Raw genomic sequence first — 20,055 nt, forward strand, 5'->3', positions numbered from 1 at the left:
CATTATATGTGTTCATATACTGAATGCAATGGACACCCACTCTCTTCCTGAACTCATCGACCCCGAAGCCTTGCGCGCCGCGAGCACGCGCGCCGTGGCCGCACTGAAGGTGCTGGCGAACGAAGGGCGCTTGCTGCTGCTGTGTCAGCTGGCCCACGGCGAGGCCTCGGTCGGCGAGCTCGAGGCGCGCCTCGGCATCCACCAGCCCACCTTGTCGCAGCAGCTGGGCGTGCTGCGCAACGAGGGCGTGGTCGCCACCCGCCGCCAGGGCAAGAACATCTACTACAGCGTGTCCGACCCCGCACTGCTCGAGATCCTGGCCGTGCTGTACCGCCTCTATTGCCCGAAGGAGTGACACGTGACGATCGACTGGAATGCCTTCACTCCCTGGACCGCCCTCGCCGGCGGGGCCATCATCGGCCTCGCGGCGGCCATGTTCGTGTTGCTCAACGGGCGCATCGCCGGCGTGAGCGGTGTGCTGGGCGGCCTGCTCCGGCCGGCCCACCGCGACATCGCCTGGCGGGTCGCCTTCATCGCCGGACTGGTGGCCGCCCCGCTGCTGTTCCAGTTGTTCAACGCCTTGCCGGCCGCGCGCATCGAAGCGGGCAACGGCATGCTCGTGCTGGCCGGCTTGCTGGTGGGCATCGGCACGCGGTATGGGTCCGGCTGCACGAGCGGCCACGGGGTGTGCGGCATCTCCCGCCTGTCACCGCGATCCGTCGTAGCGACGGTGGTCTTCATCGCGGCCGGTGCCGCAACGGTGTTCGTGCTCCGGCACGTCCTTGGCTTGTGAGGTCTCCATGATCACCTTGGCGTCTTTCCTCTCCGGCCTGGTCTTCGGGATCGGCCTGCTGCTCTCCGGCATGGTCGACCCGGTGAAGGTCCAGGGCTTCCTCGACCTCGCCGGGCCATGGGACCCGTCCCTCGCGTTCGTGATGGCAGGCGCCATCGCGGTCGGGCTGGTCGCCTTCACCCTGGCGCGCGGCCGCACCGCGTCGGTGCTCGGTGCCGAGATGCGCCTGCCCACCGCGCGGGACGTGGATCGGCGGCTCATCGGCGGCAGCCTGGTGTTCGGCATCGGCTGGGGTCTGGCGGGCGTGTGCCCCGGTCCGGGCCTGGTGGCCCTGGGGATGGGACAGGGCAAGGCCGTGGTCTTCGTGGCCGCGATGCTGGCCGGCATGGCCGCGTTCGAAGGGTTCGAGCGGCGGGGCCGGCTGGCCGCGCCGGGCGCAGTCTGAGTCGGCGCATGGACGCACTGGCCTGGATCTTCGCCGCCGCCACGGTGGCCGTGCTCGTCGCGTACGAGGTCTCGCTGGCCATCGCGCAGCGTCGACGCCCGAACGAAATGGCCCGCTCGGCCCATGCCACGCTGCGCGAGGACTGGTTCGCCGCCATCTCGGCCCACCCGGGCACGGAGGTGCTGGCCGTGCAGACGCTGCGCAACTCGCTGATGTCGGCCACCATGACGGCGTCCACCGCCGTCCTCGCCCTGATGGGCACCGTGTCACTGGCCGCCCCCTCGCTGCACGCCAGCTTTTCAGCGGGCGGCATGGGGCTGCGCTTCACGCCGCGCCTCGCCATGGAGCTGATCCTGCTGGCCTTGCTGTTCGCCTCGCTGGTGTCCTCCGTGATGGCGGTGCGCTACTTCAACCACGCGGGCTTCGTCGGCGGAATGCCTGTGGGATCCGAGGCGCGGCGCCGCTGGTTCAGCGCCGGATCCGCCTACGTGCGCCGGGCCGGCATCCTCTACGCCTGGGGGCTGAGGCAATTGATCCTGGTGGTCCCGATCGTCGCCTTCATCCTGTACCCCGCGGCAGGTCCCGTCGCGGCCATCGCCGTGGCGTGGGTGCTGCGCGGATTCGACCGCCTGCCGCGCGGATCGGCCGACCCCTGAACCCGCACCGGGTGGCGGGGGCGGGGCGGGGCTTTGGCACAATGCCCCGAACCCGGGCCCCCCGCATGACCCTGACCGCCACCCTGCCGTCCACCGAAACATCCACCGCCATGGGCCGCCGCATGCTGGCGCGAGCCGCCACGCTGTGCGCCGCCCTCGTGCTCGCGGCCTGCGCCTCGGGGCCCGACAAGTCGCGCGATGGGGTCGAAGCCCGACCGCCCAGCGGGCTGTCGCAGGTGCCGGACGCCGAACCGCGCATCGAGCCGATCCGCCCGGGCGGCCCGAACAAGCCCTACGAGGTGCTCGGCAAGGACTACGTGCCCCTGCGCGAGGACACCCGCTTCACCGAACGGGGGCTGGCCTCGTGGTACGGCAAGAAGTTCCATGGCCGCCGGACCGCCAGCGGGGAGGTCTACAACATGTACGCCATGACGGCCGCGCACAAGACCATGCCGATCCCGAGCTATGCCAGGGTGCGCAACCCGGCCAACGGCCGCGAGATCATCGTGCGCGTGAACGACCGCGGGCCGTTCCACCGCGGCCGCGTGATCGACCTGAGCTACACCGCGGCCATGCGCCTCGGAGTGCACAACGGGATCGCACCCGTCGAGGTCGAACGCATCACGCACGAGGACATCCGTACCGGCGCGTGGCGTCGCAACGGCAGTGCACCGGACGACGCAACCGCGAGCGCGGGCACTCCGGCGCCAGCACCGCCCAGAGCAACGGGCGGCGAGGCAGCACCGGAGATCGCACCCACCGCAGCACCAGCGCCGTCCGAGCGCGCCGATACGGCCGCCGCCCAGGGCTACTGGATCCAGCTCGGGGCGTTCCGCCAGCGCGAGGGCGCCGTGCAGTTCCAGCAACGCGTCGCGACGGAACTGGAATGGTTGTCGCCTTTGCTTGCCGTGTTCAGCGAACCGACGCTGTTTCGCCTCCAGGCCGGCCCTTACCCGAGCCGAGGTGAAGCTGCCAGCGCCGCGGAGCGCGTTCGCGACGCGCTGCAGCTCGTGCCGGTCATCGTGGAGAAGCGGCGCTGAGCGGTTGCACCCAGGGACCCCGGGCCCGTCCGGCCCGGTTTGGGTGAGCCGTCACTTGCCCGACTCGACCTCCGCCTCGGCCTCACCGTCCTCGTCATCCGGGTCGGTGGGCTCGGCGGCCTTCTCATCGAGGGCCTTCTCGAACGGCGCCAGACGCTCGACGAACGCGTCCGCCGATACGCCGTCGGCCACGCGGAACACCGGCGGATACAAGGCGGTCATGTAGAGCTCGCTGGCGAGGCTCTCATGGTCCTGCCAGTGACGCCAGGCGCCCACCGCCAGGCCCATGATCAGCGCACCGACCGCGAACCCGCGCGTGAAGCGGTGCCGGTGCGGCTCGACGGCCTGCAGGTGCAGGTAGAGCGCCAAGGCGGCGATCGCCATCTCGGGGATGTAGTCGTAGGCCGTGAGCCAGTCCCACGACATCGCGAATCCCAGCAGCGATGCGACGAAGCCCAGCAGTTCGAGCGCCAGCAGGGCCGTCAGCATCACCCTCAGGTGCCAGCCGAAGTGGCCGCGCCGCGTGAACAGCTTCGACAACAGCGTCCAGGCGCCGCACCACACGAGCACGATGGCCGCGAGCATCATGCCGTTGGACGCCAGGGTGCGCGGCAGCAGTTCCGGGTCGGTGGCGAGGTAGGTGGTGAAGCCCACCGAGAGCAGATTCAGCAGCACCAGCCACAGCAGCACGCTCGGGCTCTGCGCAAAGACGCGCGAGGCCGTGAGCGCCTTCTCGGGCGACAGCGTGTGCTCCGCGAGCCGCAGGTTGAGCTGCGTTCTGCCAGCCGTGATGTCGGCGGGCCGGGCGCCCACGTGCCAGCGTTCGCCCGCGGCGAGCCGCTGCGCGCCCACGGTCACGCCATTCACCGTGTCGCCCACCGCGACGAATACGCCGTGGTCCTCGTTCGCATCGACGGTGAAGTGGAACGCCGCGACATGGGGATCGTCGAGCACGATGTCGTTGTCGAGCGAACGGCCCACGCGCACGGGCCAGGCCTGCACCTTGTGGCTCTGCCGGACGCTGCCGTCCCGGTCGAGCGTCTCGATCAGCGCGAGCGTGCCCATCCGTAGGCCTCCAGGTAATGTCGGGTGAGGCGCATGGCGTTCGAATAGCTCACGCCCTGCATGTCGAAGCGGCCTTGTACGCCCGATGCCGGCTGGTCGAGCGTGGCCACGAGTACCGAGGCGTCATACAGCTTGGGCACCTTCTTGTAGGCGCGCAGACAGACGACGACCCGCAGCGGCAGCCCGTTGCGATCGACGTAGTCCTCGTGACAGCGGGGCTTGGTCTGGTGCTCGGACGACAGGCGACGAAAGCTCTCGTTCTCGAAGCTCGCGCTGTAGCGCTGGGCGAAGCGCATGGCGCCCAGCTTGCGGCCGTCGTAGCTCTCATGGCCGGTGCGCAAGGCGCCGGTGGTGAATTCGCCCACGAAGATTCGGGTGTCCATGGCGCAGTCCGAGCGCTCGAAATCGAGCCCGCCGGTCTGCGAGGTCTGGCTCGTGCCCCAGCAACGCATGAACCGGTCGACTGGCACAGGCACCGAATACCGCGCATGCGTGGCGGGCTTGAAGCCTTGCTGGACGAAGCGATCGGTGAGCACCTCCTGGTGCGCCGTGAGCTGCTGGGCGACCACCGGCCACACGCTGGCCTTGATGGGTTCCGCCGCGCGGCCCCGCTTGATGAGCGCCACCGCGAACTCCGCAGGAACGAGGAAGCTGACCTGTTCGCCGTCGACCCGGCGCGCCACGTTGATGCCGATCACGCGGCCTTCCTGATCCAGGGCAGGGCCGCCACTCATGCCGCCGCTGAGCGAGCCGGCGAAGAAGATCTGCGGGTAGAAGCTGCGCTCGACCAACCCGTTGTAGTTGCCTTCGATGACGGCGAAGCCGACGTCGAGCGGGTTGCCGAGCGAGTACATGCGCTCCCCTTGACCCAGGGGTTGGCCCGGTGGCCGGAAACTCAATGCCTCGAAGGGCTGCTCCCGGGGAGCCGCCTTCAACAAAGCAAGGTCGTGCAGCACGTCGATCATCAGCAGCTGCACCGGGGCCTCTTTGCCGTCTGCGGTGACGTAGACCAGGTCGTGCCGTTCGGGGTGAAGGGCCGCCTCGCTGACCACGTGGTAGTTGGTGACGATGTGCCCATCGGTGCTGACCACGAACCCCGAGCCCACCGAGGTCTGGCTCGCCTGGCCCTTGAGCACCGTGCGGATCTGCACCAGCTGGGAACGGGCCTGCTCGTACACCTTGCGCGCCGAGAGCGACACCGGCGGCAGCACCGCCGAGGCCGCGGCCGCGGGGGCCGGCGGGGGCACGGGGGGCGGCACGGACTGGGCCGCCCCGGGGGTCGCGACAGTCAATCCGGCGACGAGCACCAGGACACTCCACCCGCGGGAATCATTCATGCAGCCCATTCTAGGGCGGCCCGGCCAGCCGTTGCACGTGCCACGGCGCTATGCTGGCAAGCAGGGCCCTCTGCGACCCATGCGAAGGAGATCCGATGCTGCGCCCTGACATGACCCCCGCCCACTTCGACACCCTTCAGGGCGATCACCTGCCCGGCCGGTTCGGCCTCAAGGTCACGGCGATCGAGGAAGGCCGGCTGTGCGGCGAGCTGCAAGTCCAGCCCTGGATGCTTGCGCCCAACGGCTTCCTGCACGCGGCCAGCGTCATCCTGCTGGCCGACAGCTGCGCGGGCTACGCCACCATCGCGCACCTGCCGGCAGGCGCACGCAATTTCACCACCATCGAGCTGAAGAGCAACTTCCTGGGCACGGCGCGCGACGGAAGACTCCACTGTGAAGCGGTGGCCGAGCACCTCGGGCGCACGACCCAGGTGTGGTCCGCCACCGTGCGCGGTGCGGACGATCGAAAGGTGGCGCTCTTTCGCTGCACGCAGATGATCCTCGCTTGAGGGCGCGGGTTGGGCGACGCACGCGCCGGCCCGGTCGATGGGGCACTGCCCAACGCCGTCTGAGCGGGCCAGGGCGGCATTGCGTCTGCCACCCCGTTCTTGCCTGGGCCAAGGTCCGGAGCGACCCCTCGCGCGCCGATGAACGCGAGCTGCCGAACAAAAAAAAGCCGCCCGGCAAGGGCGGCTTCAAGTCCGGTTGGACGTCGTTGGAACGTTGCGGTCTATCGCCCTTGTGGATGCGTTGTGGTTGTAGTGGGCAAGGCGGGCGATTCGACCTTTGAGGCATGGCCTCGCGAGACCCGTGTGACAGCTCGAAGGGGACTTTAGGGGGGTACCTCCGAGGAGACCATCCCTAGGAGGTAGGACGAAATCCGGCGGATTCTTCGCCGGCGCATCCAAAAACGCTTGATGCGACAACGAGTTGGGTGAACCGATGCCATGCCGCAAGAGCTCGCACCTCCCCCGCACGGGGACACCCCCTTTTGGGGGATGCGCCTGCTTCGGCGCGACAATCGCGCATGGCCCCTTCTCATGCCCGCCCCCCGTCTGCGCCGTCGCCCCGTCCCGTGCCGCCTCCCCTGAGCGAGCGCGAGATCGACGAACTGCAGTCCCTGCTTGACCGCGTGCCGGCACCGCTGGAACCGCTGGACGTCACCATGCTCGACGGCTTTCTCTGCGGTGTGCTGCTGCAGCCGCAACGGGTGGCCGAGGCGCAGTGGCTGCCCTTTGTCACCGACATCGACCAGGGTCGCCCGGTGCCCGGTCGGTTCGATGCGCCCCGCCTGCGTCAACTGGTTTTGCGTCGGCATGGCGAGCTCAATGCGGCCATCGTCTCGCGTCAGTGGTTCGATCCCTGGGTGTTCGAACTCGACGAGGCGCCGGGCGCGGCGCAAGAGAACGACGGCTTCGCCGACGAGGACGAAGCACCGCCCGAGGTGGATGCCGTCTACCCGTGGGTGGCGGGCTTCGCCGCTGCCGTGGACCGGTTTGCAGGCTTGATGCAGCTCGACGAACAGAAGCTCACCGAACCGCTCGCGCTGTTGTTCCAGCACCTGGCGCCGGACGACCTCGAGGACGCGGACGACCTGCTGGCGGAGATCGAAACCATGGAGCCGCCCGCGGACCTCACCGAGGCGGTCGAAACGCTGGTGCGCGCCACGCTGCTGCTGGCCGACGTGAGCCGACCGGTGCAGGCGGCTGCCGCGCCGAGAAGCCCCCGCCCGCCGGTCAGGCGCGGTCCGCCGCCGCGCCGCTGAACCAGCGGCGCGCGTGCAGGCCGAGGCCGGTGGCCACGCTGGCGAACCGGTCGCCGTGCAGGGCCTCGGCTGAAGGGAATGCTCCGGCGATCCGCTCCGACAACAGCCGCAGACCGGTGGAGCCGCCGGTGAAGTACAGCGCATCCACCTGCGCAGGCTCGAGTCCCGCCTGGCGGACCGTTTCGCGCGCGGCCTCGGCAATGCGTTCGATGTCCGCATCGATCGCCTGGACGGCCTCACGCTCCGAGAGCGATACCGCCAAGCGGTTCTCCACCACGCCCAGGTCGATTCGCGTGTCACCGCCCTGGGCGACCGCGATCTTGGCCTCCTCGGCGCGAGCCGCCAGTTCGTGGCCGAGCCGCTCGGTCACCACCGTCATCAGCCGCTTGTGGTGCACCGGGTCGCCATAGAAGCCGCGCATGTTGCGCAACTCCGCCACGCGCTGCGGCGTGTAGACCGTGTTGATGAGGTGCCAGGTGGCCAGGTCGAAGTAGACGGTGCTGGGCACCTCTCGCGGCGCCGCGCCGTTCACACTCGGGCCGCTCGCCCCGTAGCCGAACTCGCGCAGGATGCTGGCGAGTTCGACTCGCCGGTCGAAATCGGTGCCGGCGACGTGGACGCCGTGATTGGCGAGAATGTCGTCGCGGCGGTCCAGGCGGGCGGCCCGCTCGGGCCCCACCCGCACGACCGAGAAGTCGGACGTGCCGCCGCCGATGTCGGCCACCAGCACCAGCTGCTCCTGCCGCGCGCGGCTTTCAAAGTCGAAGGCCGCGGCCAATGGCTCGTACTGGAACTGCACCTCGTCGAAGCCGACGCTTCGGGCGGCAGCTTCCAAGGTGGCTTGCGCTTGCGCGTCACGCAGTGGGTCGTCATCGACGAAGAAGACAGGCCGGCCCAGCATGGCGCGCCGGATCGGTGCGCCGGCGTCCCGTTCGGCCAGCCGCTTCAGGTGCAGCAGGTAGCCGCCGATGATGTCGAGGTACTTGACGCCCCGCCCCCCGCCCACGTCCGTCGTCTGCTCGACGAGGCTGCTGCCCAGGATGCTTTTCATGGAGCGCATCAGGCGGCCGTCGACACCTTCGACATACGCGGCCTGGGCGGCACGTCCGAACGCACGCGGCGGGCCGTCCACCTCGCGGCCTTCGGTGAAGTAGAACACCGCGGTCGGCATGGTGCGGTGGCCGGGCTCCAGTTCGACGAGGCGCATGCCGTCCGCCGAGGGAATGGCAATGGCCGAGTTGGAGGTGCCGAAGTCGATCGCGCAGTACATGGGGTGGGGTGCTTCAAGCGGGGGCGCGATTGTAGGGGCAGCCCGCGGAGCACGGCGGCGAAAGGCCGCACAATCCGGGCACGCAATTCCTGCCACACCCTTTCCGGAGCGCTGCCATGACCTCGACGTTCCCGCGCGCCTGCGCAGCGGCCCTGTTGGCCTTCGCGGCCGCTGCGGTGTGGGCGGCCGATGGCGGGGGTGGCAACGATGCATTGGCGCCAGCCCGGGAGCACATCGCGTCGAAACGGTGGGAGGAGGCCGTGGTGTCGCTTCGCGAGGTGAGCGATCCCGGCAATCCGGACTGGCACAACCTGATGGGCTACAGCCTGCGCCGCAGCGCCAAGCCGGATCGGGTGGCGGCTCGCAAGCACTACGACGCGGCACTGAAACTTGACCCCGCCCATCGCGGCGCGCTGGCCTATTCGGGTGAGCTCGCCCTGATCAACGGCGACCTGCGCACCGCGCAGGATCGCCTGGCGCGTCTGGACAAGGCCTGCCAGCGCAGTTGCCCCGAGTACCTGGACCTCGAAGACGCCGTGCGGCGCTACAAGGCGGCTGGCAACAAGTACGTCGGCTGGTGAGGCGCGCGGGCTGACGCTCGCGGCCTCGCCTTCACTGCGGTACGGTCCGCTTCAGCGGCCCATCATCGCGCCGATCGGCAGGTTCAGCGGCTGGTCGTTGACCTTCAGCATGCCGCCTTCGAAGACCGCCTTGCTGCGCACGACATCGCCTTCACGCACGGCAAAGCCCTTGGTCACCATGTCGTCGATCGAGGCGTTGACGAACGCCAGGGTGCCGGCGGTCGCTTCCTCGGCGGCAGCGGCGTCACCCTGTGCCTTGAGCGCCACCATCTGCTTGACGACCTTCTCGATCCAGCCATTCTGCACCTTGAACGAGGCGTTGCCATAGGCCTTGGTGCCGAGCAGGGCCGGCAGGGGCAGGGCGGCGTCGGCCTCGGTCATGTCCTTGGTACCGAAGCTGTAGGACAGCTCGGCGGTCTGGCCACCGAGTTCGACGGCCAGGCGGTCCAGGGCGTACTCGGGGTTGTGCGTGAGCAGGGCGCCGAAGCCCTTCTGCATGTCGGCCGCCAGCGCCACGGCGGCCTCGGCGTCGCCGTCCTTCTTGCAGCTGAACGACGACTGCATCGCCTTGCTGATCAGTGCTTCATAGGTGGCGGCATGGATGCGGTTCAGCGAGACCTGCATGTCGACCTTGTCGATGGCGAACTCGCCGACGCGGCCCTTGGTGCTCATCTTGCTGACGGCCGACCAGAGGCCGGCGGCGTCGATCTTGGCGTCGGAGCTGAGGGTCAGGTCGTCAAAGACCACGCGGGTCGGCTCGGCCTGTCCCGCCTGCGGAAGCGTGAACGACATGGAGGCGACGCGCGCGGTGCCGCGTGAGGGCGCCATCCACAAGGCATTGCCGGCATGGGGCAGGACCTCGCCTTCCATGGTCATGCGGCCCACCTGCATGGCGCCTTGCTGATCGGGGGTCTGGAACTTGACGTCGAGGCCCGGGGCCTCGAGGGTGTACGTGCCGCCCGCAGCCATGCCGCCTGCGAGGCTGCCGCGCACCGTGGCGCGCAGGCCCTGCCAGTTGAACTCACCCTTGCCGGCCTCGGCGAACTGAAGCGCCGGGCTGGTGATGTCGGTGACATAGCCGCCACCGAAGCCGAGGGTGGTGCGGACGGTCAGCAGGGCCTTGTCACCCGCGACCTTGGCGATCTGGGCGGCCACTTCCGGCGGCAGCACGATCTCGGAGTCGATGGTGGCCAGACCGACGGCCTTGCCGCCCGGCAGCGGGCCATGGGCGATGTGGTGGCGCCAAGTGATGCGGGTGGGCTTGCCGGCCGCGTCGCCCTCGTCGGCCGCTGGCACGGCGGCCGGTGCTGCGTCAGCATCAGGACCGCAGCCGACTTCGATGGTGACCGTGTGCAGCGAGCTGAAGAGGCCCTTGTCGACGCGGTTCTCGATGACCTTGACGCCACCGAACGGTGCCAGGAATTCGCCCGTCTTGGCTTGCAGTTCGCCGGCAACCTTGGCGCCCGACCATGCCGCGAAACCGGTGCCGGCCCCGACCACCACCACAAGCGCCGCTGCGCCGACCACTGCCTTGTTCATCCGACCCTCTCCCTCAAGTTGTTGGGTCCGGCAGGCGGGGTCGCCGACCGGTGCGGCAGTTTAGGAGGGGATGCCAGGATCGTCGCGTGTCGCAAGTCACACGGTGCCGGAGCGCCGTGCGCCGGAGAAGCCGAAACCGATGGGCGGCGTCCGCCCGTCGATCAATTCAGCCAGGGCGAGGCCCGACCCGGCGCCGTGGGTCCACCCCAACGTGCCATGCCCGGAGTTGACCCAGAGGTTGGGCAGGCGGGTGCGTCCGATGATCGGCCGGTTGTCCGGCGTGCTCGGGCGCAGGCCGGCCCAGAAGCGCGGCGCGCTGGTGTCGGCCACGCCCGGAAAAAGCGACTCGTAGCGCTGCACCAGCTGGCGGCAGCGCACTTGGGCCGTGCTGCCGGTGAGGCTGGTGTCGTAGCCCGCCATTTCGGCTGTGCCGGCAATGCGGACTTCCGGTCCGAGGCGACTGATGGCGATCTTGTAGGCATCGTCCAGCAGGCTCACCTCGCTGGCATCCTCTGGCCGCTTCAGGGGCAGCGTGGCGCTGTAGCCCTTGGTGGGATAGATGTTCAGGAAGACCCCGAGCGGCCGCAGCAGCGGCGCCGTGAAGCTGCCGAGCGCGGCGACGTAGGCATCGCCGCTGAGGGTGGCCAGCTCACGCGACTCCCGGTCACACACCCGCACGCCGCGCACGCCGCCGCCGTCGCGGTCCAGGGCCAGGATGTCCCGTCCGAACAGGAAGCGCGCACCGCGCTCGGCGCACTGCCGGGCCAGCGCCTGGGTGAAGACGAAGGCGTCGCCGGACTCGTCGCTCGGGGTGTAGGTGCCGCCGCGCAGACCGGCGAAGTGACGAAGCGAGGGCTCGACGACCAGCACCTGCTCGCGCGTCAGCACCCGTCGGTCGACCCCGAAGTGCTGCATCAACGCGGCGGCGGCCGCACCGGTGTCGAGGTCCTGCTGGGTCGAGAACAGGTGCAGGATGCCGCGCTCGAGCCGGTGGTACTCGATGCCGGTGTCCGCCACGATCTGCTTGAGGGCCTCGTGGCTGTAGCGGCCGAGGGCCACCAGCTCGCCGACGTTGCGGCGAAAGGCCGGCATGGTGCACTGGGCCAGGAAGCCGAGGCCCCATCGCCACTGGTGCCAGTCCAGCTGGGGCCGAAAGAGCAGGGGCGCGTCGTCCCGGGTCAGCCAGCGCAGCACCTTCAGGGGCGCGGTCGGGTGGGCCCACGGTTCGCAGAAGCTGACCGAGATCTGGGCGCCGTTGGCATGGCTTGTTTCGAGGGCCGCGGCGGGTTGCCGATCGACGACGGTCACCTCATGGCCGCGCTGCAGCAGATGCCAGGCGGTGCTGACCCCGATGATGCCCGCCCCCAGGACAACGATTTTCATTCGGCTAGGTTACGCCCGATCGGCGTGTCCTGCCCGCGCGGCCGGTTGACCGGCGGCAAGCATCGCTCCGATCGGTCAGCGCGCCGCCTGGCGGGCGCGGTCCGAGGGGGTGCGCTGGTTGCTGACGGGCATCACCACGCGTGGTGCGGGCATCCACAGGCCGGCGGTGATGTCGGCCGCATGCTCCACCGTGAACGGAGCACGCCCGCTGTCCTCGGCGCCGAGTAGCAGCGCACCCGCCACCGCGGCAATGGCGGTACCGGAGGCAAGGATTTGTCGGGGCGTGGTGTTCATGTCGATCTCCGTGCGCCGAGTCCGGTGGCGCAGGACTCCACGTTACGCCGCGGGCGACTGCAGCGGCATCCCTCCAGCGAGCGAAGCGGTGTAGGACAGGGCCGGATCATCGGAGATGCGCCGGCTGGCGCCCTCAGTTCAAGCCCTTCAGGAAACGGGCAACCCGCACACTGTCCCTGGGCCTGACCTCCCGGGAGCATTGCGATGAACCTCATTCCCTACTGGCCATGGTGGCCTCGCCGGTGGCACGACAAGGCCGTGGAACCGGACGCGGCGGACATGGGCACGGCCTTCGGCCTCGATGCGAGCTTCGATGCGCCCGACCCCGGGCCGGCCGAGCGACCGGCCGACCCGAGGTTGCGAAGGGTCTCCTCGCGGACCGGGCTGCCACTGGCGGACTGACCGAAAAGCTTCGCTGTGTGAACTCTGTAGTTCACACGCACACCTGATCGTCTGCCGAAAAGGCGAGCCGCCTGCAAGGGCCCTACAATGGCGTCATGGCCAAGGTTTCTTTTCGTGAGCAGGTGTTGAAGGTGCGTGAAGACGCGATCGTGGCGTCGGTCAATCGCCTGCTGGCCGAGAAGGGCTTCGAGTCCATGACGGTCGACGAGGTGGCCGCTGACGTCGGTATCGCCAAGGCCAGCCTGTACAAGCACTTCCCGTCGAAGGAGGTGCTGGCGGCGGCGGCCATGGTCAAGGTGCTCGAACGCGCCCTTGCCTTCTTCGACACGCTGCCCGCCGACGGGTCAGCCTCGCCGGTCGGACAGCTCAAAGCCGTGGCCCGTTGGACCATGGAGGTTCAGTTGGCGGGCGAGATGCCCTCGCTGCCAGCCCAGAACTCCCTGCTCCGCACGACGCTCATGAGCCACAAGGTCTACATCGACCGCCTGATGGAAGTGAGCGACCGGCTCGGGGAGTGGATCACGGCGGCCCAGGCAGCCGGCGAACTCGACGCGACCTTGCCGCCTGAAATCGTGCTCTACACCCTGTTCGCACGCGCCTGCGACCCGGTGCTCGGCCTGCTCAAGGCCGGCGGCCAGTACACCGACGCCCAGATCATCGACATGCTGACCCGGACGTGCTTCGACGGGCTGGCCGCCCGGGGCTGAGTTCAGCGAACGAGCAACACCGGTGTCTCGCAGTGGCCGAGCACCTTGACGGCCACCGAACCCATCAGCAGCGATCCGAGGCTGCCGTGGCCGCGCGAGCCCATGATCACCATGTCGAACTTGCCTGACTTCGCCGTCTTCCCGATCACCTCGGCGGCGTGACCCACCTTGGCAACGAAGTCGGCGTTCAGCCCCTGCTTCTTGAAGAAACTGCGGATGGGCTTGAAGACCTTCTCGGCCTCGTCGTCGTAGTAGCCCTGCAGCAGTTCACGTTCGACGCTGGCGGCCGCCCGCGGCGGGACCGCGGCCACGACGTGCAGCACCACGAATTCCTGGTGGCCTTCTGCGAACTCGGGGTGGCTGCCGAGGTAGTCGAGCACGCGGCGGGTGTAGGGGCTGCCATCAGCGGCGATGAGGATCTTCATGAACGCTCCAGGGAAAAAGGACGCCGAGTGTTGCACACCCGGCAGGGGTCATACATCGACGGTGCGGGCGCCGTCGTAGCCGTCGCTCTCGTTCTTGTGGCCATGCCCCCTTGCGTTGCAGACGACGCGGGTCTCCCGGCCGTCCGGGTGGGCCACGCGGTAGTCGTGCCGGCAATGCAAATGGCCGTGGATCCACAGGTCGGCGTGCGGCAGCAGGTCGTCATCGGCATTGCAGAAGCTGGCCGTGCCCGGCTGGTCACCGTAGCGCGGGTCGGCGCTGCGCAGGCTGGGTCCGAAGTGGGTGATGGCAACGGTGGCGTCCCAGTCGCCGGAACAGGCGAGCTCGTCGGCCAGCCAGGCGCGGCAGGCCAGCGCCTCGCGCCGAACCGCCGCGGCGTCGAACGGTTCGCCATGCTGGGTCGAGCGCATCACCCGCGCAAAGAACTCGCCGGCGCGTTCCGTCTTCACCCGTCGACCCGGGCCGAAGAGCTCGAAGTCGCACCAGCGGGTGGTGCCGACGAAGCGGATGCGGCGGCCGTCGGGGGAGGTCACGACATGGCGCTCGCGCTCGATCAGCCGCAGGCCCAGTTGCCCGCAATGCTCGCGCAAGGCTGGCCAGGCGGTGTCGAGTTCCCGCCGGTCGAACTCATGGTTGCCGGCCACCAGGATCACTGGCACGGGCCAGCCGGCAAAGCGGGCCAGACCCTCCCAGGTGCTGTCGATGTCGCCCGCCAGCACGAGGAGGTCGGCACCCGGGACCGGGACGGGGTCGAAGTGCTCGGTCTCCAGGTGGAGGTCGGAGAGCAGCTGCAGTCGCACGGATCAGCGGCCCTTCACGCTCAGGTGGCGCCGTGGCACTGCTTGTACTTCTTGCCGCTGCCGCACGGGCAGGGGTCGTTGCGGCCGACCTTGGGGGTGTCGCGGCGGACCTGTTCGACCTTGAAGCGCTGGTCGCGGGTCAGGTCGGCCAGGTCGGCCACCGTGACCACCAGCTCCTCGATCGCGTCGTCGAGCGTCGCGAGCGGATGCTCGCGATCCAGCACGGCGACCACTTCCCGCTCCTCGTCCGTCTCGGTCGGCAGGTGGCGGTACAGGCGGGCGAGGGCCGCCATGACGGCGTCATCCGGCATCTCGGAGAGGTCGGGGAAGCACAGGGCGGCATGCTGGAAGCCGGCGACCCAGGGCATCAGCGGTTGCGACACTTCGCTGAGGCCGGCCATCGGGTCCGTCTCGCCTTCGGGCACCGGCTCGCGGGGGTGTTCCTCGTCGAACTCGAGCACCAGCGGGTTGAACCAGCCGTCCTCGACGAGGGCGTGGTTGAGGGCCGCCTGACGGCGCAGCACCAGCGAGGTGACACGTTCCTTCCAGGCCACGTCCACGTCGTCGGGCAGCGGCTGGCCGTCGAAGTCGAAGACGAAGGGCAGCCACACCGCCGGCTCCAGGAGCACGGGCTGCACCAGCACGCCGCACAGGAAGCCGTCGAGCATGACGACGTCCACCGGGGTGAGCGGCTCGGGCGTGGCCTGCAGCAGGTCGTCCAGCTCGGCGAACTCCTCGTCGTTCAGGTCGTGGGGGATGGAGGCGACAACGGGCGGCGGCATGGCAGGTCTCGGTGGGATGGCACAGGCCCCATTGTCTTACGAAGCCGCGCGCGCGGCCTCGAGCGCCTGCGCCGCGTCGCTCAATCGGGCCAGAAGCCATTGATGGGCACGGTCGTCGTCATGCCGCAGGTGCCACAGCACGGCCACATGGATGCGGGCCAGGTGCAGTGGCAAGGGCCGCTCCACCAGGGCGGATTGGTAGCCGGTGGCGGCCATGAAGGACGCCGGCAGCACGGTCAGCAGGTCGCTCTGGGAGACGACGCGCCCGGCGGTGAAGAACTGGTTCACCGTCAGCACGATGCGCCGCGTGCGGTTCAGCGCGATGAGCGCCTGGTCGACGAAACCGTGGGGTCGCCCGGAGAAGCTGACGAGCAGGTGGTGAGCCTGGCAGAAGGCATCGAGGGTGAGCGGTTGCTCCGCGAGCGGATGGCCACGGCGCATCACGCAGACGTATTCGCTCTGGTGAAGCTGGCGGTGGCGCAGGGTGGCATCCGCCCCCTGGGCGACCAGCGCGGCGACGGCCTCCGGGAAGTAGCCGACGGCGACGTCGACCTCATCGCGCTCCAGGAGCGAGCGCGGATCCCGGGTCGTCAGGGGCACGACACGCAGGTTGACCTGGGCCTGCGTGCGTTCGATCTCCGCGATCACCGACGGCAGCAACGTGGCCGCCGTGGCGTCGGCGCTGGCGATGCGAAAGTTGGCGGCATCGATCTGGGGATCGAATGCCTTCTGGCCGAACGCGTCCCGCAAGGTCGCCAGGGCCGCCCGCACCTGGGGCCACACGCGCTCGGCGTAAGCGGTCGGGCGCACGCCGTACGGCTCCCGGGTGAGCAAGTCCTCGCCGACCGAATCTCTGAAGCGTTTCAGCGCGTTGCTCACCGCCGGCTGGGTGATCGCCAGGCGATCAGCGGCCCGGGTCAGGCTGCGCTCGGCCATGACGGCGTCGAACACGCGCAGCAGGTTGAGGTCCAGCGTGAGGAAATTCATGCCGCGCCCAGATATAAGTGTTGTGTATATCCATCCTTCACAGATTCAATTTGCGGAAATCTAGGGGAAACCCTAATCTCTCGACCATGCGCTGATCGATGTCGGTCGGCGAGTTGAAAGGAGTTCAAAATGAACACCACCCTGAATCTGCAAGTCCCCCAACAACGCACTGCCCCCCGTGGCGCCACCTGGATCGGCAACGCCGTGGCCGACCTCCTCACCGCGTTCCGTCCGAGCCCCGCTCAGCGCGACGCCTCGCGTGACGTGCGCCGTGCCCGCGCCCTGGCCGCCGAATGGAACCGTCGCGACCCGCGCAGCGCCGCCGACCTGACCGCCGCGATCGACCGCTACGAGCAGCAGAACGGCCTGTAAGGCCTGGGGGCAACCCTAGCTGGGGGCGGCACCATCTGCCCCCGAGGACGCGAAGCGCTTAAGCTTCGGTCCCAGGAACAGTCCCGATGAGCACCACGGTCCCCTTCACCCATCACCGCCCCGCCTCCGGCTGGAGCGAGTTGACGACGTCCCGCCCCGCGCCGGCTTCCGCCCGGCCCGCCGAGTGGCTGACGCAGGAGGTGGCCAGTGCCCGGGTCCTGTCGCCGCAGCGGCGAGCCGACGCCCCGTTGGACGCCGACGGCTGGGCCCTCCGCCTGGCCAGCCACTTGATCGAGGCCGATCCGGCGCGATGAATGCCGGCGCCCCGAGCGCGGTGCTGAAGGCGACTCCCGACTGGGAGGCCGCCGCTCAGGACCTGATCGACGGCTGCAGCACGCTTCCCACGCCGGACCAGCGCGTTCGCTTCCTCGACCGCGTCTGCCTCGCGCTGGGCGATCAGCTCTACCCCGCCTTTCTCAAGCTGCTGTGCGTGGTCCATGACCGCGCCGACGCCGAGGGGCAGCGGGCCGTTGCGCAAACCCTGGTTCACGCGCTTTCCACCGGTCGCATGCCCTCGGGCCGACTGAGCGCCTGGGGTGGACACGCCCTGGAGGCCGGTTCGGCCGGCGGGCACAGCCGGAGCCTCGGTCCCATCGAGTACCTGTGCGCCTGGCACGCCCAGCAGAGTGGCCCCTCACCCCTCCCGGCCGCGGCCTTCGATTCCGCAGCGACCTCGGTGGTGGCGCTGGTGTCCTCCGATCGCCAGGCCAAGGCGCTTTACTGCGCGAAGCTGCGCCAGGACATCGATGACCCGCTCGGTGGTTCGCTCACCCGCTCGACCCGCGCCGCGTTGTCGGCGCTGGTCTCGGCCTGGGAGGCCGACCGGCCGGCCGATGCCGTCGTGGGCGCCCTGCGGGACGCCCTCCATGGCTCACCCTTCGGTGCCTTGGGCGACGCGCGCGCCCGCTTCGACCGCTGACCACCCACCCAGCCAGGCCATCGCGGCACGCCGCCGCGACCCCAGGGCCTGGACGCGTGTCTGCCGCCAGGTAGCGGCGTCCACGGCAAAGTGGCTGCACCATACGCCCTCGTAGGGCCGTTCGCCGGTGGGGTGGAACCCGAGCATGTGCAATCGCATGTGGACTGAGCGATGCTGCGGGTGACACACCGCCTGCACGCGCTCGCGGCCGAGCGTGGTGAACGCATGGTCGAGCAACAGTGTGCCGCCTTCGATGGCAATGCCGCTGCCCCACACGGCAGGTACCAGCCGACAGCCCAGCTCGACCTCCTCGGGCTGCGAGGGCATCGGCATCAGGTTGAACCAGCCGACGAACTCCGGCCGAGGCGCCAGCAGCCGGGCCAACGCCTCCGGCGCCAAGGCCTCCACCGCGTCTGCAAACTCCGGATCGTCGGGCGTGAGCGCCGGCAGCCATTGCTCCGCCGCCCAGATGCCGAGCCCGGGATGCGCCTCGTAGAAGGCGTTCATGCGCTCGACGAAGAGGGCGGAGAAGCGCGGGTCGTCGAACGGCATGTCATCGATGAGCAACTCGCGCAGGCGCGGCTCGGCATGCATGGCGACCAGCGCATGCCGGTCTTCGGGCGTGAAGCGCCGCAGTCGCAGCCGCCCCTCGGTGGATGGCAGGGCCGTCATCTCAGCCCCCCAGCAAGGCCCTCAGGGCCCGGAGCACGGCCGCCGGACGGCTCTGGATGTCCGTCAGCAGTTGCTGCACGAAGGACGTGAGCAACACCATGAGCACTGCGGTGGATGCCCAGGTCTTGATCGACATCGACAGCGAGAACACGTTGAGCTGCTGCGCGAACCGGTTCACGAGGCCGAGGATGCCGTCGATGGCGAACAACACGACCAGCGACGGCGCGGCGATCAGCAGCGCCAGGCGCATGAGCCGGCCGAACTCCGCCTCGAACACCGCGCCGCCGGCAGCCCAGAGCACCGGGGCCGGCGCGAGCACGGGCCACAGCGCATAGGTGTCGAGCAGCGTGCCCACCAGCACCAGCAAGCCGCCCGAGAACATGAAGACGAAGTTGGCGAGCCGGCCCAGGAAGGCGCCGGTCAGTGGCGTCTGCTGGCCCGAGAGCGGGTCGGTCACCTGGGCGGTGGTGGCACCGATCTTTGTGTCGATCAGCGAACCCGCCGCCTCGAAGGCCCAGAGGATGGAGCCGAAGAGAAAGCCCACTCCACCGCCGATGAAGGCCTCCTTGGCGAACAGCAGGATCCAGTTGACGTGCATCACCTGCGCGTTGGTGGCCAGCGGCTGCAGGCTGAGCGCGATGATGCCGAAGGCGAGGTAGATGGCATTGCGCACCGTGGCCGGGATGAGGTCGCCGGTGAACAGCGGCAGCAAGAGGAAGGCGACGGCAATGCGGGTCGTCGACAAGGCCAGCAGCAGGGCCTGGTCCGAGAGCGCGGCGATCTGCCCCAGCGACTCCACTAGCCGCGCACCATGCCGGCGAAGCCGGAGAAGATGCGGTCGCTGTAGTGGACGAGGGTGCCGCCCAGCAGCGACGCGGTGATGAGGATCACCACCACGATGGCAAAGAACTTCGCGGCGTACTGGAAGGTCTGCTCCTGCAACTGCGTGGCCGCCTGGACGAAGGCAATCAACAGGCCCACGAGCGCGGCCACCACGACGGCCGGCGCCGACAGCACGAGCACCAGCCAGAGGGCCTGCTGCGTGAGTTGCATCGCTTCGGTGTTGAACATGTCGCCCGGCCTCAGTGGTAGGTGAGCACGAGGCCGTGGGTCAACTTGACCCAGCCATCGATCAGCACGAACAGCAGCAGCTTGAAGGGCAGCGACACGGTGGTGGGCGACAGCATCATCATGCCCATCGCCATCAGGATGTTGGACACGATGAGGTCCACCACCAGGAAGGGAAGGAAGATCAGGAATCCGATCTGGAATGCCGTGGCAAGCTCGGTGACGGTGAAGGCCGGCACGATGACGATGAAGTCGCGGTCGGTGAGGGCGGCCGCCTTGTCGGCCGGCAGCGATTTCTGGGCCGTCTTCAGGAAGAAGGCCCGCTCACGCGGCTGCGCATGCTTGAGCATGAACTCGCGCAGCGGCTCCTTGGCAGCATCGGCCGCCGCCAGCAGGCCGCTCGTGCTGCCCGCGGCATTCGGCACTTGGGCGGCCCGCTCCATCATCTGCTGTCCGACCGGGAACATGACGTACACCGAGAGCACCAGTGCCAGGCCGTTCAGCACCACGTTGGGCGGTACCTGCTGCAAGCCAAGCGCATTGCGCAACAGGCTCAGCACCACGACGATCTTGGTGAAGGAGGTGACCATGACGGCGGCATAGGGCGCCAGCGCCAGCACCACCACGGTGACCAGGGCGGAAGACGGCGAAAACTGGGTGAGGTCCATGAAGGG

The 20,055-nt window shown here is 69.1% G+C and carries 27 protein-coding genes; 13 read left to right on the top strand and 14 right to left on the bottom strand.

The window, feature by feature from the left end:
* The first annotated feature begins 28 nt into the window (after positions 1-28).
* The 5 genes from ACSQ2F_RS19490 to ACSQ2F_RS19510 all read left to right on the top strand — a co-directional run bounded on the left by ACSQ2F_RS19490 (position 29) and on the right by ACSQ2F_RS19510 (position 2,934).
* On the top strand, positions 29-355 hold the full coding sequence (locus tag ACSQ2F_RS19490; RefSeq protein ID WP_436025872.1) for a metalloregulator ArsR/SmtB family transcription factor: 327 nt from the start codon (positions 29-31) through the stop codon (positions 353-355).
* A gap of 3 nt (positions 356-358) precedes the next feature.
* The gene (locus tag ACSQ2F_RS19495; protein WP_436025874.1) at positions 359-793 is read left to right on the top strand and encodes a YeeE/YedE family protein; all 435 of its coding nucleotides are present in this window, start codon (positions 359-361) and stop codon (positions 791-793) included.
* A 7-nt stretch (positions 794-800) separates the two neighbouring features.
* Positions 801-1,238, top strand: a complete 438-nt coding sequence (locus ACSQ2F_RS19500; protein WP_436025876.1) for a DUF6691 family protein — start codon at positions 801-803, stop codon at positions 1,236-1,238.
* An 8-nt stretch (positions 1,239-1,246) separates the two neighbouring features.
* Complete coding sequence (locus ACSQ2F_RS19505; protein ID WP_436025878.1) at positions 1,247-1,894, top strand: DUF599 domain-containing protein; 648 nt, start codon at positions 1,247-1,249, stop codon at positions 1,892-1,894.
* Between the two features lie 65 nt (positions 1,895-1,959).
* A complete protein-coding gene (locus ACSQ2F_RS19510) occupies positions 1,960-2,934 on the top strand; it encodes a septal ring lytic transglycosylase RlpA family protein (RefSeq protein WP_436025880.1) in 975 nt (324 codons plus the stop codon).
* Between the two features lie 51 nt (positions 2,935-2,985).
* Here the strand turns inward: ACSQ2F_RS19510 and ACSQ2F_RS19515 are convergent, their stop codons facing one another.
* Both ACSQ2F_RS19515 and ACSQ2F_RS19520 read right to left on the bottom strand, forming a co-directional pair.
* On the bottom strand, positions 2,986-3,999 hold the full coding sequence (locus tag ACSQ2F_RS19515; RefSeq protein ID WP_436025882.1) for an FHA domain-containing protein: 1,014 nt from the start codon (positions 3,997-3,999) through the stop codon (positions 2,986-2,988).
* A complete protein-coding gene (locus ACSQ2F_RS19520; RefSeq protein WP_436025884.1) occupies positions 3,981-5,336 on the bottom strand; it encodes a S1 family peptidase in 1,356 nt (451 codons plus the stop codon). Before ACSQ2F_RS19520 ends, ACSQ2F_RS19515 begins: the two co-directional genes overlap by 19 nt.
* A 95-nt stretch (positions 5,337-5,431) precedes the next feature.
* Here ACSQ2F_RS19520 and ACSQ2F_RS19525 point away from each other — a divergent pair, with 95 nt between their 5' ends.
* Both ACSQ2F_RS19525 and ACSQ2F_RS19530 read left to right on the top strand, forming a co-directional pair.
* Complete coding sequence (locus ACSQ2F_RS19525) at positions 5,432-5,845, top strand: PaaI family thioesterase (RefSeq protein WP_436025886.1); 414 nt, start codon at positions 5,432-5,434, stop codon at positions 5,843-5,845.
* A 518-nt stretch (positions 5,846-6,363) separates the two neighbouring features.
* Complete coding sequence (locus tag ACSQ2F_RS19530) at positions 6,364-7,101, top strand: YecA family protein (protein ID WP_436025888.1); 738 nt, start codon at positions 6,364-6,366, stop codon at positions 7,099-7,101.
* Here the strand turns inward: ACSQ2F_RS19530 and ACSQ2F_RS19535 are convergent.
* Positions 7,073-8,371 carry an Hsp70 family protein gene (locus ACSQ2F_RS19535; protein ID WP_436025890.1) on the bottom strand — a complete coding sequence of 433 codons (1,299 nt, stop codon included), beginning with the start codon at positions 8,369-8,371 and terminating at the stop codon, positions 7,073-7,075. The two genes, ACSQ2F_RS19530 and ACSQ2F_RS19535, sit on opposite strands and share 29 nt — an antisense overlap.
* Positions 8,372-8,487: 116 nt before the next feature.
* Here ACSQ2F_RS19535 and ACSQ2F_RS19540 point away from each other — a divergent pair, with 116 nt between their 5' ends.
* Positions 8,488-8,952, top strand: coding sequence for a tetratricopeptide repeat protein (locus ACSQ2F_RS19540; RefSeq protein WP_436025892.1), 465 nt, complete (start codon positions 8,488-8,490; stop codon positions 8,950-8,952).
* 51 nt (positions 8,953-9,003) lie between these two features.
* On the opposite strand, the gene ACSQ2F_RS19545 is transcribed toward ACSQ2F_RS19540, so the two are convergent.
* The 3 genes from ACSQ2F_RS19545 to ACSQ2F_RS19555 form a co-directional block, all read right to left on the bottom strand.
* Entirely contained in the window at positions 9,004-10,491 is a 1,488-nt protein-coding gene (locus ACSQ2F_RS19545; protein WP_436025894.1) for a YdgA family protein, read from the bottom strand.
* A 96-nt stretch (positions 10,492-10,587) separates the two neighbouring features.
* A complete protein-coding gene (locus ACSQ2F_RS19550; protein WP_436025896.1) occupies positions 10,588-11,874 on the bottom strand; it encodes a D-amino acid dehydrogenase in 1,287 nt (428 codons plus the stop codon).
* Between the two features lie 75 nt (positions 11,875-11,949).
* Positions 11,950-12,168, bottom strand: a complete 219-nt coding sequence (locus ACSQ2F_RS19555; protein WP_436025898.1) for a hypothetical protein — start codon at positions 12,166-12,168, stop codon at positions 11,950-11,952.
* A 204-nt stretch (positions 12,169-12,372) separates the two neighbouring features.
* Between ACSQ2F_RS19555 and ACSQ2F_RS19560 the strand changes: the two genes are divergently transcribed.
* Together ACSQ2F_RS19560 and ACSQ2F_RS19565 are read left to right on the top strand one after the other, a co-directional pair.
* Entirely contained in the window at positions 12,373-12,570 is a 198-nt protein-coding gene (locus ACSQ2F_RS19560; RefSeq protein ID WP_436025900.1) for a hypothetical protein, read from the top strand.
* A 95-nt stretch (positions 12,571-12,665) separates the two neighbouring features.
* On the top strand, positions 12,666-13,277 hold the full coding sequence (locus tag ACSQ2F_RS19565; protein WP_436025902.1) for a TetR/AcrR family transcriptional regulator: 612 nt from the start codon (positions 12,666-12,668) through the stop codon (positions 13,275-13,277).
* Positions 13,278-13,279: 2 nt separating this feature from the next.
* Here ACSQ2F_RS19565 and ACSQ2F_RS19570 read toward each other — a convergent pair whose 3' ends face one another.
* The 4 genes from ACSQ2F_RS19570 to ACSQ2F_RS19585 are packed head-to-tail and all read right to left on the bottom strand — an operon-like array spanning position 13,280 to position 16,290.
* Positions 13,280-13,702, bottom strand: coding sequence for a universal stress protein (locus ACSQ2F_RS19570; RefSeq protein WP_436025904.1), 423 nt, complete (start codon positions 13,700-13,702; stop codon positions 13,280-13,282).
* A gap of 48 nt (positions 13,703-13,750) precedes the next feature.
* Entirely contained in the window at positions 13,751-14,521 is a 771-nt protein-coding gene (locus tag ACSQ2F_RS19575; protein WP_436025906.1) for a metallophosphoesterase, read from the bottom strand.
* Positions 14,522-14,541: 20 nt separating this feature from the next.
* Positions 14,542-15,303: a UPF0149 family protein gene (locus tag ACSQ2F_RS19580; protein ID WP_436025908.1), complete on the bottom strand. Its 762-nt coding sequence runs from the start codon at positions 15,301-15,303 to the stop codon at positions 14,542-14,544.
* 36 nt (positions 15,304-15,339) lie between these two features.
* Entirely contained in the window at positions 15,340-16,290 is a 951-nt protein-coding gene (locus ACSQ2F_RS19585) for a LysR family transcriptional regulator (protein WP_436025910.1), read from the bottom strand.
* 129 nt (positions 16,291-16,419) lie between these two features.
* On the opposite strand from ACSQ2F_RS19585, the gene ACSQ2F_RS19590 reads away from it, so the two are divergent.
* The 3 genes from ACSQ2F_RS19590 (at position 16,420) to ACSQ2F_RS19600 (ending at position 17,641) form a co-directional block, all read left to right on the top strand.
* Positions 16,420-16,662 (top strand): hypothetical protein, encoded by a 243-nt coding sequence (locus ACSQ2F_RS19590; RefSeq protein ID WP_436025912.1) that lies wholly within the window; start codon positions 16,420-16,422, stop codon positions 16,660-16,662.
* 86 nt (positions 16,663-16,748) lie between these two features.
* Positions 16,749-16,976 (top strand): hypothetical protein, encoded by a 228-nt coding sequence (locus tag ACSQ2F_RS19595; protein WP_436025914.1) that lies wholly within the window; start codon positions 16,749-16,751, stop codon positions 16,974-16,976.
* Positions 16,973-17,641, top strand: coding sequence for a hypothetical protein (locus ACSQ2F_RS19600; protein WP_436025916.1), 669 nt, complete (start codon positions 16,973-16,975; stop codon positions 17,639-17,641). Before ACSQ2F_RS19595 ends, ACSQ2F_RS19600 begins: the two co-directional genes overlap by 4 nt.
* Here ACSQ2F_RS19600 and ACSQ2F_RS19605 read toward each other — a convergent pair.
* The 4 genes from ACSQ2F_RS19605 to sctR are packed head-to-tail and all read right to left on the bottom strand — an operon-like array spanning position 17,594 to position 20,049.
* Positions 17,594-18,313 (bottom strand): GNAT family N-acetyltransferase, encoded by a 720-nt coding sequence (locus tag ACSQ2F_RS19605; protein WP_436025918.1) that lies wholly within the window; start codon positions 18,311-18,313, stop codon positions 17,594-17,596. The two genes, ACSQ2F_RS19600 and ACSQ2F_RS19605, sit on opposite strands and share 48 nt — an antisense overlap.
* Position 18,314: 1 nt before the next feature.
* On the bottom strand, positions 18,315-19,112 hold the full coding sequence (gene sctT, locus ACSQ2F_RS19610) for a type III secretion system export apparatus subunit SctT (protein ID WP_436025920.1): 798 nt from the start codon (positions 19,110-19,112) through the stop codon (positions 18,315-18,317).
* A complete protein-coding gene (gene sctS, locus ACSQ2F_RS19615; RefSeq protein ID WP_436025922.1) occupies positions 19,112-19,384 on the bottom strand; it encodes a type III secretion system export apparatus subunit SctS in 273 nt (90 codons plus the stop codon). Before sctS ends, sctT begins: the two co-directional genes overlap by 1 nt.
* Before the next feature lie 11 nt (positions 19,385-19,395).
* Positions 19,396-20,049: a type III secretion system export apparatus subunit SctR gene (sctR, locus tag ACSQ2F_RS19620; protein ID WP_436025924.1), complete on the bottom strand. Its 654-nt coding sequence runs from the start codon at positions 20,047-20,049 to the stop codon at positions 19,396-19,398.
* Between the last annotated feature and the right edge of the window lie 6 nt (positions 20,050-20,055).

It is taken from the genome of Rhizobacter sp. LjRoot28, from assembly GCF_964253025.1.
GTDB lineage: Bacteria > Pseudomonadota > Gammaproteobacteria > Burkholderiales > Burkholderiaceae_C > Rhizobacter.